Origin of the sequence: Embleya scabrispora (assembly GCF_002024165.1) — a bacterium.
Classification (GTDB): domain Bacteria; phylum Actinomycetota; class Actinomycetes; order Streptomycetales; family Streptomycetaceae; genus Embleya; species Embleya scabrispora_A.
In genome coordinates, this window is the sequence record NZ_MWQN01000001.1 from 5464083 (window position 1) to 5479335 (window position 15253).

Sequence of the window (15253 nt, forward strand, 5' to 3'; positions counted from 1 at the left end):
ACTGGCATTCGACGGTAAAAACGCCCAACCGTAACGTCTTGGCAAAGCATCTTCGGTCCGATTGACCCTGCTTTCGCCGCCCAACCACGATCAGCGATGACCGGGTGTCGTGCGATCGGCACCCGGTGTCACCGATCTCGGGCCGGTTCCGCCGGCCCGATGCCGTGTGCTCTCCGGGGCACGCGGCAGACGGGAGGGGGCCGTTCATGCACGACACGACGCACGCGACGCACGCGAAACGCCCATTGCCCCGGATTGCCGAACTGCCCGGCGGCGCGCCGGTACGAGCCGGGCACGCACCGGCCGACCAGGTGTCCCGGGACCGGGTCACCCTGGTCGTGCCGGCCCGCAACGAGGCCCGCAATCTGCCCTGGGTGCTCCAGCAGATACCCGAAGGCGTCGACGAGGTCCTGCTGATCGACGGGGACTCCACCGACGCCACCTCGCTGATCACCCGCCGCTACCTGCCGGCCGCCCGGGTCATCCCGCAGTCCGGCCCCGGCAAGGGCAGCGCCCTGCGCACCGGATTCCGGCACGCCACCGGCGACATCATCGTCACCATCGACGCCGACGGCAGCATGTCGCCGCACGAGATCCCGCACTACGTGCACTTCCTGGGCAACGGCTACGACTTCGTCAAGGGCTCCCGGTTCGTCGGCGGCGGCGGATCGCTGGACCTGACCGCGCTCCGCAGCCTCGGCAACCACGCGCTGATGGCCCTGGTCAAGCGGCTGTACGGATATCGGCTCACCGACCTGTGCTACGGGTTCTGTGCGTTCCGCCGGTGCTTCCTGGAACACCTGGACCTGCGTTCGACCGGCTTCGAGATCGAGGCCGAGATGATCGTCCGGGCCCTACGCGCCGGGCTGCGGATCGCCGAGGTACCCAGCCTCGAACTGCCGCGCCGGAGCGGCCGATCCCACCTCAACGCGCTCCGCGACGGACACCGGGTGCTGCGCACCGTCCTGCGCGAGCACGCCGGCGCCGCCCGCCGCCCGGAGCGAGCGGGGGAGGACGCTTGACGCCCCACCGAGAGCCCGATCCCGACCCGAGGCCGCTGATCCCGAGGCAGCGCCCGGCCGAACCGAACGCCCCGCTGCCCGGCCCGCGCCCACCGGCCACGCCGACCCCGATCGCCATCCCGCGCCCGGCCACGCCGACCGCCGCCTCGCCGACCGCGGCCGAGCCCAGGGGCGAACCGCCGGCGTCACCCGCCGAGTCCGCCGGATCCTGCGAGCCGGCCGAGCCCGCCGCCGTCCCACCCGCCCCGCCCCCCGACCTCGTGCACGTCCGGGTCCTCGACCTCGCCGCCGACGCCGAGCCGAGGCTGAGCACCCCCGACGGCACCCCGGCCGACTGCCCCGCCGGCGCCGTACTCGCCCTGGTCCGGCACGCCGGCACCCCCGTCGGCCTGCTCGACCTCGAACTGCCCACCCCCGGCCCGGAACGGCTGATCGCCTGCGCGACGGCCCGCTTCGGCACCCCCGCCGCGCCCGACCACGCCCCCGGACCGCCCGGGCCGCCCGCCCCGCGCGGCACGCCCCGGGTCAGCGTGATCGTGGCCACCCGCGAGCGGCCCGAACTGCTCGCCGCGTGCCTGCGCACCCTGTTGTGGCAGACGTATCCCGACATCGAACTGATCGTGGTGGACAACGCGCCCACCACCGACCGCACCGCGAGCGTGGTCCGCGGCGGTTGCGCCGGCCTGGTGCGCTACGTGCGCGAGCCGCGCCCCGGACTGGCCCTCGCGCACAACCGGGGCATCGCGGTGGCCACGGGCGAGTTGCTCGCGTTCACCGACGACGACGTCCTGGCCGACCCCGGCTGGATCGCGGCCCTGGTCGCCGGCTTCGCCCGCGCGGGCCGGCCCGCGTGCGTCACCGGCCTGATCCTGCCCGCCGAACTGCGCACCCCCGCGCAGGTGATGCTCCATCACCACGGAGGCTTCGCCAAGGGCTTCGAGCCGATCCTGTACGACCCCCAGGCGCCGCCCGCCGACCCGCTGTTCCCGTTCACCGCGGGCCGGTTCGGTTCGGGCGCCAACATGGCCTTCCGGGCCGACGTACTGCGCGCGATGGGCGGCTTCGACCCGGCCACCGGCGTCGGCACCCCCGCGCGCGGCGGCGACGACCTGCTCGCCTTCTTCCGCACCATCGTGCGCGGACACCGGATCGGCTACGAACCCGGCGCGCTGATCTGGCACCGGCACCGCGCCGATCGGGCCGCGGTGGCCGCCCAGGTGCGCGGGTACGGCACCGGCCTGGGCGCCTATCTGACCGCCGCCGTACTGCGCGAGCCGCGCACCCTCGGCGCACTCGCCAGACGCACCCCCGACGGAATCCGGTACGCGCTGGCCCGGACCCGCGCGCCCGGGCGGCCCGACATCCCCTGGCCCGCCCGGCTGGCCGCGCTGGAGCGCCGTGCGCTGGCCGCCGGTCCGCTCGCCTACCTGCGCTCGCGGGTGCGGATGCACGGCGTGCGCACGCCCTGGGAGCAGGCGGAGTCCGGCCGGTGATCCAGGCCGGGCTGCGCCGGTCGGCCCGACCCCGGGTGGACCCGCTGCTGCGCAACGGGCATGTGCTGACCGTGGGTTCGCTGCTGACCTCGGCGTTGGGCGCGGGCTACTGGGCGCTCGCGACCCGCTGGTACGGGGACGCGACGGTGGGGCGCACCTACGCGGCGGTGTCCGCGATGATGCTGCTCTCCGGCCTGGGCCAACTCGGTCTGGCCAACGTGCTCGTGCGCTTTCTGCCGCAACCGGGCGCGGACCGGCGCGGGCTGATCCGCGCCGCGTACGCCGCCGCGTTCGGCGCGACCCTGGTGGCCGTTCTCGGCTTCCTCGCGCTGATCCCGCTGTGCGCGCCGGGCCTGGGATTCCTGCGCGAACCGGCGGCCGGCTGCTGCTTCGCGGCGACCACCGTCGCCTACGCGCTGTTCGCGCTCCAGGACGGCGCGCTCACCGGCCTGCGCCGACCCGGCCTGGTGGTGGGCAAGAACAGCGGCTTCGCGATCGCCAAACTGGTCCTGGTCGCCGTGTTGGCCGCGCTGTTGCCCACGCTCGGCATCCTGATGTCCTGGACGCTGGCCCTGGTGTCGACCCTGCTGGTGGTCGACACCCGGCTGTTCGCGCGACTGCCGCCCGCCCGGGAGCCCGCGCGGACGGCGGGCGTCACCCCGGGCCTCGACCCGCGCGTCACCTCCGGTCCGGCCGCGGGCGACCACCGGCATCCGCCGACCCGGCACCCAACCCCCCACCCCGGCCCGCGATTTCGGCCCGGGCCCGGGCTGGTGCGGTACGCCGGGGCGGACTACCTCGGCACGCTGTGCTGGCTCGCCGCGACCACCGTGCCGCCGATCATCGTGCTCGAACGTGTCGGCGCCCGGGAGAGCGCCTACTTCTCGCTGGCCTGGGTGGTGGCGAACACGCTCTACCTGGTCGGGCTCAACATGGGGGCGTCGCTGCTCGTCGAGGCCGCCGCCGGCACCGCCGGGCTCGCGGCCGGCTGCCGAAGAGTGCTGCGCCACACCGGGGCGCTGCTCCTGCTCGCGATCGGCGCCCTCGTCCTCGGCGCGCCGCTGGTGCTGCGCGTGTTCGGACCCGGCTACGCCCGCAACGGCGCCGGGCTGCTGCAACTGCTCGCCCTGTCCGCGCTGCCGCACCTGGTGGTCGCGACCGCGATCAGCGCCTGCCGGGTGTTGCGCCGGATGCGTGTCGTGGTCGCCATCCAGGCCGGCCTCGCGGCGACCGTACTGACCCTGACCGTCGTCCTGTTGCCCGTGCTCGGCCTGCTCGGCGCCGGCATCGCCTGGCTCGGCGCCCAGACCGCGACCGCCCTCGTGCTGCTCGCGGCCCGCCGGATCTGGCTCCCCACCGTTTCCGGGAGGCCCGCATGACGGAGACCCCACCGCGCACCAGGCGCCTGGCCTGGGTGGCCATCCGCGCCGAGCAGGCCGCCGCCAGGCGGGCCCTGGTCCGCGCCCGCGGCGCCGGCCCTGCCGTCGACCGCACCCCGCCGCGCCCCACGCTGACCGTGGTGGTCTGCGCGTACACCATGGACCGCTGGGACGACCTCACCGCCGCCCTCGGCTCGCTCCGGGCCCAGGACGAGGCGCCCGCCGAGATCATCCTGGTCGCCGACCACTGCCACGAACTCGCCGCGCGCGCGAGCGCCGCCTTCCCCGACGTCACCGTGCTGCGCAACCGCGGCCGACGCGGCCTCTCCGGCGCCCGCAACACCGGCGTCGAGGGCGCGCGAGGCGACGTCGTGGCCTTCCTCGACGACGACGCCGTCGCCGAACCCGACTGGACCATGCGCCTGCTCGACGGCTACGCCGACCCGAACGTGCTCGGTGTCGGCGGCCGGATCCGACCCAACTGGGACACCGGCCGCCCGACCTGGTTCCCCGCCGAGTTCGACTGGGTGGTCGGCTGCACCTACCGGGGCATGCCCGAACAGGCTGCGCCGGTACGCAACCTGATCGGCGCCAACATGTCCTTCCGGCGCAGCGTGCTGCTCGACGTCGGCGGCTTCCGCACCGACCTGGGCCGCGTCGGCACCCGGCCGCTGGGCTGCGAGGAGACCGAGCTGTGCCTGCGCGCCGCGGCCCGACACCGCGGCGGCGTGCTCGGGTACGAACCGGCCGCCGTGGTCCGCCACCGGGTGCCCGCCGCGCGCACCACCTGGCGCTACTTCCGGGCCCGCTGCTGGGCCGAGGGCCTGTCCAAGGCGGCGGTCAGCCGACACGCCGGCACCGGCCGCGCACTCGCCTCCGAACGCTCCTACCTGGCCTCGACCATCCCGCGCGCCCTGGTGCGCCCGTTCGCCCCGGAACCGGGCCCGCCCAAGGCCACCGTCCCCGCGCTGGTCCTGGGCGTGCTCACCACCGCGCTCGGCTACGCCGCAGGTCGGGCACGCGGTCTGGGCCGGGACCCGCTGCCCACCCCCGCCGCGCTCGCGTTCCGCGCGTCCGGCCGGCTCGCCCTGCCGCTCGCCGCACTGCTGTGGATCCTGGCGATGCGGATGCCGGTCGCGGTGGACCGGATGGGCGGACTCGGGCTGCTCGACGTGCTGCCCGCCCTGTACTGGTGCGCACTGGCCGTGCTCACCGTCGGCTTCGCGGTGAGCCTGCTCGATCGCACCGCCCGGACCCGGCGCTACGCCCTGTACACCGGAGCCCTGGTGGCCATGCTGCACGCCACGCCGGCGGTGCTGTACGAGCACCTGCGCTACGCGTGGGCCTGGAAACACGTCGAGGTGGTCGACCAGTTCCTGCGCACCGGCCGGACCCTGCCGGACGCGGGCGAGTTGGCGCCCTACCACCAGTGGCCCGGATTCTTCTCCGCCGCGGCCACGGTCGTGCGCGGGTCCGGCACGCCCGACGCGCTGACCATGGCGACCTGGTCGCCGCTCGCCTTCGACCTGCTGCTGATCGGCCCCCTGGTCCTGCTCTACCGCACGCTCACCCGCAACCGGCGGATCGTCTGGGCGGCGGTGTGGATCTACTTCGCCACCGCCTGGGTCGGCCAGGACTACTTCGCCCCGCAGACCTTCGCGTTCGTCCTGTACGTGACCATCCTGGCGCTGGTCCTGGACCGCGACCGGCGCCCGCTCGCCACCGTCGGACTGTGCGCGCCTCTGGTGCTCGCCGTGGTGACGGCGCATCAGCTCACCCCGCTGATGCTCGTCGTCGCGCTGGGCGCGCTGACCTGCTCCCGCGCCCATCGGCCGGTCGCCCTCCCGCTGCTCGGGCTGACCGCGGTGGCCGTGCTCGGCTGGGACCTGACCGTGGCCCGACCCTTTGTTTTCGACCAATTCGGGTCCACCTGGGCCCAGTTCGGCGACTTCGAGTCGAACGCGCACGCCGGCATGGTCAATCTGGGCAGCGCCGAACCGGGACAGGTGCTGGTCGCCCGGGTGGACCGGGCGCTGACCGCGGGCGTCGCGCTGCTCACCGCCGCCGCGCCGATCCGCTGTCCGCGCCTGCGCCGCTCGCCCGCCATGCCGCTGGTGCTGGCACCGCTGCCGCTGCTCGCGGCCGGTGCGTACGGCGGCGAAATTCTTTTCCGCGTCTACCTGTTCGCGTTGCCCGCCGCCGCCTTCCTGATCGCCGGATGGCTCGCCCCGCTGTTCGGCGACCGGGGCCGGCCGCGCCCGCGCGCGGTGTTGCTGCCGGTGCTGTTCGCGCTGCTGCTCACCGGGTTCGTGTTCGGCTACTACGGCAAGGAGCGCCAGAACCACTTCGACGACGGCGAGATCGCCGCCCGGCAGGAGTTGGCCCGGGTGTCCGCGCCCGGCGATCTGATCGTCGCGGCGAGCAACAACTTCCCCGGCGCCTACGCCGATTACGAGCGGCAACGACATCGCTGGTTCGCGATGGAGACGCCCGCCCTGCGCGAGGGGGTGGTGCGCGATCCGGTGGCCGGGCTGAGCGCGCTGGCCGACGAGTATCCGGGCGAGACGGCGTACCTGTTCCTGACCGCCGGTCAGCGGGCCGAGTGCGAGCAGACCGGACTGCTTCCGGCGGGCACCCTCGGCCGCATCGACCGCGCGCTGTCCACCGCGCCCCGGTTCACCCTGCTGCTGCGCGACCGGGACGCGGTGATCTACCGGATCGGCCCACGACCGGGACCCGTGCGATGACCGGCCCGATCCGGACCCTGTGGCCCGCCGCCGCCGGATGGGCGGCGTTCGGCGCGCTCGAACTGCCCGCCGAACACCCGCTGCGGGTCCTCGTCGTGGTCGCCTTCCTGGCCGTCGGGCCGGGCTACGCGCTCGCCGGCGATGGCGCGAGCGTGCCGGCCACGGCGGTGACCTCGGTGGCCGGCAGCGCGGCGCTGTGCGCGCTGACCGCCGAGGCCTACCTGCTCGCCGGCGCCTTCTCCGCCCCGCGCGTGATCGGCACCCTCGCCGGCCTGACCACCACCGCGGCGCTGATCCGCGCCGTCGTGCGTACACACACCCGCCGAGAGGAGCTTCGATGAGATCCGAGGCCGCGGTACCGGTCCTGCTCTACCACGCGGTACGGGACGACCCGCCGCCGTGGATCGCGCCGTTCACCGTCACTCCGGCCGAGTTCGGCCGACACCTGGACCGGGTGTCGGCGAGCGGGCGGGTGCCGATCGGCCTGGACCGGTTCACCGAGGCCCTGCACGGCGGTCGCGACCTGCCCCGGGAGAGCGTGCTGATCACCTTCGACGACGGCTACGCCGACTTCGCCCGGTACGCGCTGCCGCAACTGGTCGAACGCGACCTGCCCGTGACGCTCTACGTCACCACGGACGCGCTGTGGCCCACCCCGAATCCGGTACTGCCGCCGGCCGCCATGCTCAGCTGGCGCGAACTGCGCCGGATCGCCGACGCGCCGGGCCTGACCATCGGCGCGCACGGCTGCACGCACCGCGAACTCGACACCCTCCCGATCGAGTCGATGCACCGCGAGATCGCCTGTTCGCGGCAGCGCCTGGAGGCCGAACTGGAGCGCCCGGTCACCTCGTTCGCCTACCCCTTCGGCTACAACGACGCCGCCGTGCGGGCCGCGGTGCGGCACGCGGGCTTTCGTACCGCGATGGCGGTGCGCGACGCGCACAGCTCGCGCGAGGACGATCCGTGGCGGATCTCCCGGCTGATGGTGCGCGCGGACACCGGGCCGGACCGCCTGGACGCCTGGCTGGCCGGCGCCGGCCCCCGGGTCGCGCCGTTTCGGGACGGGCTGCCCACGCTGGGCTGGCGGGCCTGGCGCCGGATCAGGGCCCGTCGGCGCGGCCGGCCCGATCCCCGGCACGAGCACTCCGATCCGGTGGCCGGCCGGGCCGGTTGAGGTGACCGCCCGACCGGGGCCGGCGCGCGCGGACTCAGCGCTCCCAGACCCGCACCGCCCGGATCCGCATCTCCGCGCCGGTCACCGTCTCGGGGACCGGCTCCGGGTAGCCCATCGCGAGGGTGAACAGCACCTCCATCGGCTCGTGCGGGACATGTGCCCGGTCGGTCACGGCGAACACCCGCTCGCCGTCGATCGACCACGTCAGCCGATCCGGCCGCCAGTCGAGGGTGAACCGGTGGAACGCGCCGGACCAGTCGCGTTCGGGAGAGGCGTGCGTCTCCGCGTCCGGCCGGCCGTCGGGCCCGGTCCAGTGCACCGTGGCCCGGGCCAGGCCGTCCAGGCCGATCAGTTCGACCACGTCCAGTTCCGGAGGGGTGCGCTTGGCGGCGGGCATCAGCCAAAAGGCCGGGAACGAGAAAGGCTCGCGAGGCAGCCGCAGTTCGGCCTCGACCCGACCGTACGTGAAGGTGAATCTCGGCCGCCCCGACCAACTCGGCCGCCCGGTGGACAACATGCCCGAGACCCACGGGTAGGCCACGCCGTCCGAGCCGGTGGTGGGCCGGCGCGCCGCGGTCAGGATCGCCTGCCCGTCCCGCACCCGGACCTGCTCGGGCAGGTACCACTGCTGCTCGTGGTTGCCCGCGTTGGTACAGCCGGCCACGTTCCAGTCGTAGCACGTCACCCAGCGCTCGGCGGCGAGCGCCGACCCGGCGAAGTCGTCGGCGAACAGCAGCCTCGGCCCCGCCGGCGGCGCCGACTCGCACCCCGCGAGCAGCAGCGCCGGCACCACCACCGGCAACACCGCGGCGAGCCGTCGGCGGACCCGCATCGCTCGACCCGTCCTCATCGAACCCACCCACTCTCCTCAGTGCCGCCGCCGGCGCACGGCCAGGGCGAGCGCGCGTACGGCCGTGACCGCCGCCGGCAGCGGATCGTCCAGCGCCAGCCAGGCCGCCTCCACCCCGCCGTGCCCCGGCGCGCGGCCGGGCGGCCGAGCCGCGCCGCAGCGCCCCCGGTAGGCCACGAACGCGGCGAGATCCAGGTGCTCGGCGACGTAGCGCCGACCCTCGCGCTGGCCACCCGAGGGGATCGGCCGCCCCGTCAGGTCCAGATGCAGCGCACGCACCACGTCGAGACCCCGCGCGGTCTCGAACATGCGGAACTGGGCGCCCACCCGGGGATTGAAGTCGACCAGCTTGTAGCGTCCGTCGCGCAGGTCGAGCCGCCAGTCCAGATCGGCCGGACCCCGGTAGCCGAGCGCCCGACACAGCCGGGCGGAACGGCGGGCAAGCCCCGGGTTGGCCAGCGCCCGGGCGTACGTGGTCACCCCCGCGTGCGGCGGCCAGGAGCGGAGCTTGAGACCGGTGAACACCGGCGCGCACCGGCCGTCCGGCGCGGCGTACAGGTGCACGATCCAGTCCTGCGCCGCCTCGCGCGGCACGTATGCCTGCAACAACACCCCGCGCGGCTCGCCGACCAGCGCGAGCAGCACGCGCCGGTCGTGGACCAGCGTGGTGCCCGGCACCACCGGCGCCCGCAGCCGATCCCACGGCGCGAGGTTCTTCACCACCACCGGAAAGCCCAACTCGGCGGCGAACGCGACCAGTTGTCCACGGTCGGCGGGGAAGCGGGTGGCCGGCGCGGGGACCCCGTGGGCCAGGCAGCGCCGGTAGAGCCCGCGCTTGCCCGCCAGCCCGGCGGGCAGTTCCGGGTCGATCTTGGGCAGCAGGAAGCACTCCGCGAGGCGGTCCTGGGCGCCGGCGGCCAGCAGCGCCGCCTCGTCGTCGGTGGGCACCAGGACCGCGCGGGCGGGCAGTCGGCGGCCGATGCCGAGCAGTTGCTCCACCAGCGCCCGCGGGTCCTCCAGGCCGGTGGTGGGCCACACGTGCCGCCGACTCAGGTGCCGGGACAGGGCGGTGGGCGTGTACGCGTCCTCGACCACCGCGTGCACCGGCACACCCGCGCGCCCGAGCGAGCGCACCGCGCCGACCGAGCCCTGGTGCAGCGGATAGCGGCCGACCTTGAACAGCAGCGCGGGCACCGAACGATCCAGCTCGACTCCTCGGACAACCATCTCGTCGCCTCCCCGTCCGGACCTTTCTAGCAGCGCGAACCGACCTTTCACCGGATAAGCAAACAATCCACTCGAATATCCGAAGGGCACCGCCATGACCGTGGCCATCGTCGGAGCCGGCCCCTACGGCCTCTCGCTCGCCGCCCACCTGCGCCAGCTCGGGGTGACCGCACGTGTGTTCGGCGAACCGCTGGAGAGTTGGCGGCGGCACATGCCGATCGGCATGCTGCTGAAATCCAGGCCCGACGCCTCCTCGATCCCCGCACCCAGGCCCGGATTCACCCTGGCCTGCTTCCAACGCGCCCGCGGCGAGCGCCCGCTGACGGGCGATCAGCCGGTGCCGCTGGAGCTGTTCGTGGCCTACGGGCGGTGGTTCGCCGACCGCCTGGTCCCGGACGTGGAGCGCGAGCGGATCACCGGCATCGAGCCCGCCGGGCACGGCTTCGTGCTCGCCCGGGACGGCGGCCCGGACCTGGCGGTCGACGCGGTGGTGCTGGCCACCGGCCTGGCCGCGCACCGCTACGTTCCGGCCGTGCTCGAACACCTCGGCGACGACCTGGTCTCGCACCCCGCGCAGCACCCCGACCTGGCCGAACTCGGCGCGGACCGGGACATCGTGGTGATCGGCTCCGGCCAATCGGCCCTGGAAAGCGCCGCGTTGCTGCACGAGGGCGGCGCCGCACGGGTGCGGGTGTTCGGCCGCGCCGGGCGTATCCGGTTCGCCGCTCCGCCCCGGGCCCGGCGGCTCACCCCCGACTCGCCGCTGGGAGCCGGCTGGACCATCGCCGCCGCCGCGCGGGGCCAGGCCGCGTTCCGGCTGCTGCCCGCCTGCGTCCGGGTCGACCTGGCCCGGCGCATCCTCGGCCCGTCCGCCGCGTGGTGGTTGCGCGATCGGCTGGACGGGCGGGTCCCGGTCCGGGACGCGCAGACCGTCACCCGGGCCCGGCGCGAACCCGACGGGCGGGTGCGGATGTGGCTGCGGGACCGGACCGGCTATCAGCGCCAGGTACACGCCGACCACGTGCTCGCCGCGACCGGCTACCGGGTGGACCTGGCCGCCCTGGGCTTCCTGCCGCCGCCCCTGCGGCGCCGGATCGCCACGGTGGGCGGACTGCCCGCGCTCGACGCGTCGTTCGAGACCACCGTGCCCGGCCTGTACGTCACCGGCCCGCCCGCCGCCGCCACCTTCGGCCCGGCGATGCGCTTCGTCCACGGCGGCGACTTCGCCTCCCGCCGCCTCGCGGCGGTACTGGCAGCCCGCTTCCAGGCCTGACCGCCGCCGACCCCCGCGGCGCGTCAGCGCCCACCACCTGAGCCCCCCACGCGATCGACGCGCGCAGCGCGGAGAGCGGCGGAGCCGCAAAACTCGGCTGGGCGACCCGAAACGAAGCGCATGGCCACCCAGCCCCGATCGAGGAACCACTTTCCTGCGGAGGAGCGGAAAACCCCCGCCGCCCCCCGTGGCGCGTCAGCGCCCACGACCCGGTCCGCCCACGCGATCGACGCGCGCAGCGCGGAGAGCGGCGGAGCCGCAGAACTTGGGTCGGATGGCCCGGAGCGAAGCGGAGGGACAGCCGACCCCGAGCGAGGGGCCACTTTTCTGCGGAGGAGCGAAGCGGGGGAGCAGAAAAGTGGCCCCTCGCGAGCCGGCGCGAAGCGCCCAACAATCAGCGCCTATGCGGCTCCAAGCGCACCACGATCGACTTGGACGTCGGAGTGTTGCTCTCATCGGCCGTGCTGTCCAGCGGCACCAGCACGTTGGTCTCGGGGAAGTAGGCCGCACAGCAGCCCGCGGCGGTGTCGTACGACACCACCCGGAAGGCCTCGGCCCGCCGCTCCGACCCGTCGTGCCACTCGCTGACCAGGTCGACCAGCGCGCCGTCGGCCAAACCCAGGGCGGTCAGGTCGACGGGGTTGACGAACACCACCCGGCGACCCTGCTTGATCCCGCGATAACGGTCGTCCAGACCGTAGATGGTGGTGTTGTACTGGTCGTGCGAGCGCACCGTCTGCAGGATCAACCGACCCTCGGGCACCCGCAACACGGCGAGTTCGTTGCGGGAGAAGTTGGCCTTCCCGGTGGTCGTCGGGAACCGCCGCGCGTCCCGCGGCCCGTGCGGCAACACGAACCCGCCGGGCTCGCGCACCCGGCGGTTGAAGTCGGTGAAGCCCGGGATCACCCGCTCGATCCGGTCCCGGATCAGGTCGTAGTCGCGCGCGAGGTCGCGCCACGGCACCGACACCCGATCACCGAGCACCCGTTCGGCCAGCCCACAGACGATCGCCACCTCCGAGCGCAACTTCGGCGAGGCCGGCGGCAGTTTGCCGCGCGACATGTGTACCGCGCTCATCGAGTCCTCGACGGTGACGAACTGGTCCCGCTCGGTCCTGCCCAAAGTGGGCAGGATCAGCGCGCGCCGCCCGGTGACCGCGTGCGAACGGTTGAGCTTGGTGGACACCTGCACGGTCAGCCGCGTGGCCCGCAGCGCGGCCTCGGTGGCGGCGGTGTCCGGCGTCGCCGAGACGAAGTTGCCGCCCACCGCGACGAACACCTTCACGCTCTCGTCGCGCATCGCCCGGATCGTGTCCACCACGTCGTGCCCGTGCGCGCGCGGCGGCGCGAAGCCGAACTCCCGCTCCAGCGCGTCCAGGAACGCCGGCGCGGGCTTCTCGTAGATGCCCATCGTGCGGTCGCCCTGCACGTTGCTGTGCCCGCGCACCGGACACACCCCCGCGCCGGGCCGGCCCACATTGCCGCGCAGGAGCAGGAAGTTGACCACCTCACGGATCGTCGGCACCGAGTTCTTGTGCTGGGTCAGGCCCATCGCCCAGCACACCACGATCCGCCGCGAGCCGAGCACCCGCCGATGGATGCGCTCGATCTGCTCGCGCGAGAGCCCGGTCGCCTCCAGCACGTCGGCCCACGGCGTGGTCCGCACGTCGGCCGCGAACTCCTCGAACCCGTGCGCGTATTCGTCGATGAAATCGCGATCGAGCACGGTGCCGGGGGCCGCGTCCTCGGCTTCGAGCAGCAACCGGTTCAGCGCCCGGAACAGCGCGAGGTCGCCGTTCACCCGGATCTGCGCGAACTCGTCGGTCAGTTGGGTGCCCGAGCCGAGCACTCCGGAGACCTTCTGCGGATTCTTGAACCGCAGCAGACCGGCCTCCGGCAGCGGGTTGACCGCCACGATCGAGGCGCCCGCCTGCTTGGCCTTCTCCAGCGCGGACAACATCCGGGGGTGGTTGGTCCCCGGGTTCTGACCCACCACGAAGATCAGGTCGGACCGGTACAGGTCCTCCAGCGACACGCTGCCCTTGCCCACCCCGAGCGTCTGGGTCAGCGCCGAACCGCTCGACTCGTGGCACATGTTGGAGCAGTCCGGCAGATTGTTGGTGCCGAACGCGCGGACGAACAGCTGGTACACGAACGCGGCCTCGTTGCTGGTGCGGCCCGAGGTGTAGAACGCCGCCGCGTCCGGCGAGTCCAGCGCCGCCAACTCCTCGGCGATCACGCCGAACGCGTCCTCCCACGAGATCGGCGCGTAGTGCGAGGCGCCTTCGGCGAGATACATCGGCTCGGTCAACCGGCCCTGCTGGCCCAGCCAGTAGTCCGACTTGTCGGCCAACTCGGCCACCGGATGTGCGGCGAAGAAGTCGGCGCCCACTCGGCGTACCGTGGCCTCTTCGGCGACCGCCTTCGCGCCGTTCTCGCAGAATTCGGCGACACTGCGGTGGTCCGGCTCGGGCCAGGCGCACCCGGGGCAGTCGAAGCCCTGCTTCTGGTTGACCTGGACCAGGGTCAGCAGGCTGCGCTTGACCCCCATCTGGCGGCCGGCGTGGCGCAGCGACCAGGCGACGGCCGGCAGCCCGGCCGCGTACTCCTTGGGCGGCCCGACCACAAGCCCCTCGTCGCCGACGTCGTCCACGGGCGGCTTGCTGACCATGCGGGTGCTCCTGCGGCTCGAAGCGGTCGTATCGACACGACTCGACACGACCCTGATGCCCCGTACGTTACGCCCCCGGGTTTCGCCCACCGCAGCTCAGCGGCCCCGGAGCAGCACCGTCCCGCGGGCGGCCCCGTCCAGGCTCTCGGTGTGCAGCCGTTGCGGGGCCACCCCCAATTCGCCGGTCAGCCGGTGCGCGGTGGCCCGGACCAGGGCCGCCGACCCGCTGACGAACACGTCGTGGTCCGCCCAGTCGCCGTACCTGGCCAGCACGTCGGGCAGCGCGCCCTGGTCGCCCGCGAACGAGCGGTCGTGGGTGACCGCGGGGATCACGTTCAACCACGGGTACACGTCGGCCATCGCGGACAGCGCGCCCAGGTCGTACAGGTCCGTCCCGTACTTGGCGCCGATGAACACATGCGCGCGGTGCGCCAGCTGACGCTGCGCCATGTGCTCCACCAGCGCCTTGATCGGCGCCAGGCCGGTGCCGTAGGCCACGCACAACGTCCGGCGCAGCGTCTCGCCGCGCAACACCAGGCCGCCGCGCGCCGGGCCGAGCCGGATCCGGTCGCCGACCCGGGCCCGGTGTACCAGCGCGTTGCTCACCCACCCCGCCGGCACCGCCCGCACGTGCAGCTCCAGCCGGCCGTCGACGCGCGGGGCGTTGGCGATCGAGTAGTGCCGCCACACCCTGGGCCACCACGGGGTCTCCACCGTGACGTGCTGGCCGGGGTGGTAGGGCAGCGGGCGATTCGGCTCGACGGTGATCACCGCGATGTCCCGGCCGCGCGGCTCGTGGGCGGTGATCACCGCGTCCCACCACGCCGGCGCGTCCTCGGCGTCGTCGGCGGCGGCCTCGATCATCACCGCCGCCGCCCACGTGTACACCTCCACCCAGGCCGCCTGGAGTTCCGGCGTCCAGCGTTCGCCCAGGTAGCGGGCCAGCGCGCCGATCAGCGCGCTGCCGACCGCGTCGTAGTGCTCGTCCAGCACCCCGTACTTACGGTGGTCCCGGCCCAATCCGCGCAGGTAGCGGCGTAACTCGTGCGGTTCGTCGCTGCTCGCGCCGACCCGGAGCAGCGCGGCGAGGAGGCGGTCGCGCTGGTGGTCCATGGCCGGCGGGAACAGCGCGCGCAGGTCGGGGCGGCGCAGGAACAGCAGCGCGTAGAAGTGCGAGACCAGATCGTGCGCGGCGGGCGCGACGGCCTCGAGGCTGCCGCGGAGCAGATCGGCCCGGGAGGGATCGGGACTTCCGGACATGACGGACCGCATCCTCGTGTGCTCGGAGAGCGACCCGACAGCCGGACATGTACCACCGAAGCCGGAAACCGCCGGTCGCCCGAAGGGGAAGTGACCCGACAGTACGCGCCGGTCCGATTGCGGAGGGTGGGTAATGCGGTAAGCCCGCCGCGGG

The 15253-nt window shown here is 74.0% G+C and carries 11 protein-coding genes; 7 read left to right on the plus strand and 4 right to left on the minus strand.

Features of this window, described 5'->3' with window-relative positions:
- Positions 1-206: 206 nt before the first annotated feature.
- Genes B4N89_RS24135 through B4N89_RS24160 form a run of 6 tightly spaced genes read left to right on the plus strand, consistent with a single transcriptional unit; the run spans position 207 to position 7818 of the window.
- Positions 207-1022 carry a glycosyltransferase family 2 protein gene (locus B4N89_RS24135; protein WP_235618755.1) on the plus strand — a complete coding sequence of 272 codons (816 nt, stop codon included), beginning with the start codon at positions 207-209 and terminating at the stop codon, positions 1020-1022.
- Positions 1019-2515 (plus strand): glycosyltransferase family 2 protein, encoded by a 1497-nt coding sequence (locus B4N89_RS24140; RefSeq protein WP_235618756.1) that lies wholly within the window; start codon positions 1019-1021, stop codon positions 2513-2515. The genes B4N89_RS24135 and B4N89_RS24140 overlap by 4 nt, the downstream gene beginning before the upstream one ends.
- Positions 2512-3894: an oligosaccharide flippase family protein gene (locus B4N89_RS24145; protein ID WP_078977899.1), complete on the plus strand. Its 1383-nt coding sequence runs from the start codon at positions 2512-2514 to the stop codon at positions 3892-3894. Before B4N89_RS24140 ends, B4N89_RS24145 begins: the two co-directional genes overlap by 4 nt.
- Positions 3891-6641, plus strand: coding sequence for a glycosyltransferase family 2 protein (locus B4N89_RS51610; protein WP_078977900.1), 2751 nt, complete (start codon positions 3891-3893; stop codon positions 6639-6641). Before B4N89_RS24145 ends, B4N89_RS51610 begins: the two co-directional genes overlap by 4 nt.
- Positions 6638-6982 carry a hypothetical protein gene (locus B4N89_RS49075; RefSeq protein WP_078977901.1) on the plus strand — a complete coding sequence of 115 codons (345 nt, stop codon included), beginning with the start codon at positions 6638-6640 and terminating at the stop codon, positions 6980-6982. The genes B4N89_RS51610 and B4N89_RS49075 overlap by 4 nt, the downstream gene beginning before the upstream one ends.
- Positions 6979-7818: a polysaccharide deacetylase family protein gene (locus tag B4N89_RS24160; RefSeq protein ID WP_078977902.1), complete on the plus strand. Its 840-nt coding sequence runs from the start codon at positions 6979-6981 to the stop codon at positions 7816-7818. The genes B4N89_RS49075 and B4N89_RS24160 overlap by 4 nt, the downstream gene beginning before the upstream one ends.
- A gap of 34 nt (positions 7819-7852) precedes the next feature.
- On the opposite strand, the gene B4N89_RS24165 is transcribed toward B4N89_RS24160, so the two are convergent.
- Together B4N89_RS24165 and B4N89_RS24170 are read right to left on the minus strand one after the other, a co-directional pair.
- A complete protein-coding gene (locus tag B4N89_RS24165) occupies positions 7853-8668 on the minus strand; it encodes a glycoside hydrolase family 16 protein (protein ID WP_078977903.1) in 816 nt (271 codons plus the stop codon).
- A gap of 18 nt (positions 8669-8686) precedes the next feature.
- A complete protein-coding gene (locus tag B4N89_RS24170) occupies positions 8687-9895 on the minus strand; it encodes an ATP-grasp domain-containing protein (protein WP_078977904.1) in 1209 nt (402 codons plus the stop codon).
- A 94-nt stretch (positions 9896-9989) separates the two neighbouring features.
- On the opposite strand from B4N89_RS24170, the gene B4N89_RS24175 reads away from it, so the two are divergent.
- Entirely contained in the window at positions 9990-11168 is a 1179-nt protein-coding gene (locus B4N89_RS24175; protein ID WP_078977905.1) for an FAD-dependent oxidoreductase, read from the plus strand.
- Between the two features lie 394 nt (positions 11169-11562).
- Here B4N89_RS24175 and B4N89_RS24180 read toward each other — a convergent pair whose 3' ends face one another.
- Complete coding sequence (locus tag B4N89_RS24180) at positions 11563-13839, minus strand: FdhF/YdeP family oxidoreductase (protein ID WP_078977906.1); 2277 nt, start codon at positions 13837-13839, stop codon at positions 11563-11565.
- A gap of 96 nt (positions 13840-13935) precedes the next feature.
- Positions 13936-15099, minus strand: coding sequence for a globin domain-containing protein (locus B4N89_RS24185; protein WP_078979590.1), 1164 nt, complete (start codon positions 15097-15099; stop codon positions 13936-13938).
- Positions 15100-15253 lie beyond the last annotated feature (154 nt).

Excerpts from the sequence above, each read along its gene's own strand:
- B4N89_RS24135 (WP_235618755.1), top strand. The coding sequence starts at position 207 with ATGCACGACACGACGCACGCGACGCACGCGAAACGCCCATTGCCCCGG.
- B4N89_RS51610 (WP_078977900.1), top strand. The coding sequence starts at position 3,891 with ATGACGGAGACCCCACCGCGCACCAGGCGCCTGGCCTGGGTGGCCATC.
- B4N89_RS49075 (WP_078977901.1), top strand. The coding sequence starts at position 6,638 with ATGACCGGCCCGATCCGGACCCTGTGGCCCGCCGCCGCCGGATGGGCG.
- B4N89_RS24160 (WP_078977902.1), top strand. The coding sequence starts at position 6,979 with ATGAGATCCGAGGCCGCGGTACCGGTCCTGCTCTACCACGCGGTACGG.
- B4N89_RS24165 (WP_078977903.1), bottom strand. The coding sequence starts at position 8,668 with ATGAGGACGGGTCGAGCGATGCGGGTCCGCCGACGGCTCGCCGCGGTG.
- B4N89_RS24170 (WP_078977904.1), bottom strand. The coding sequence starts at position 9,895 with ATGGTTGTCCGAGGAGTCGAGCTGGATCGTTCGGTGCCCGCGCTGCTG.
- B4N89_RS24175 (WP_078977905.1), top strand. The coding sequence starts at position 9,990 with ATGACCGTGGCCATCGTCGGAGCCGGCCCCTACGGCCTCTCGCTCGCC.
- B4N89_RS24180 (WP_078977906.1), bottom strand. The coding sequence starts at position 13,839 with ATGGTCAGCAAGCCGCCCGTGGACGACGTCGGCGACGAGGGGCTTGTG.
- B4N89_RS24185 (WP_078979590.1), bottom strand. The coding sequence starts at position 15,099 with ATGTCCGGAAGTCCCGATCCCTCCCGGGCCGATCTGCTCCGCGGCAGC.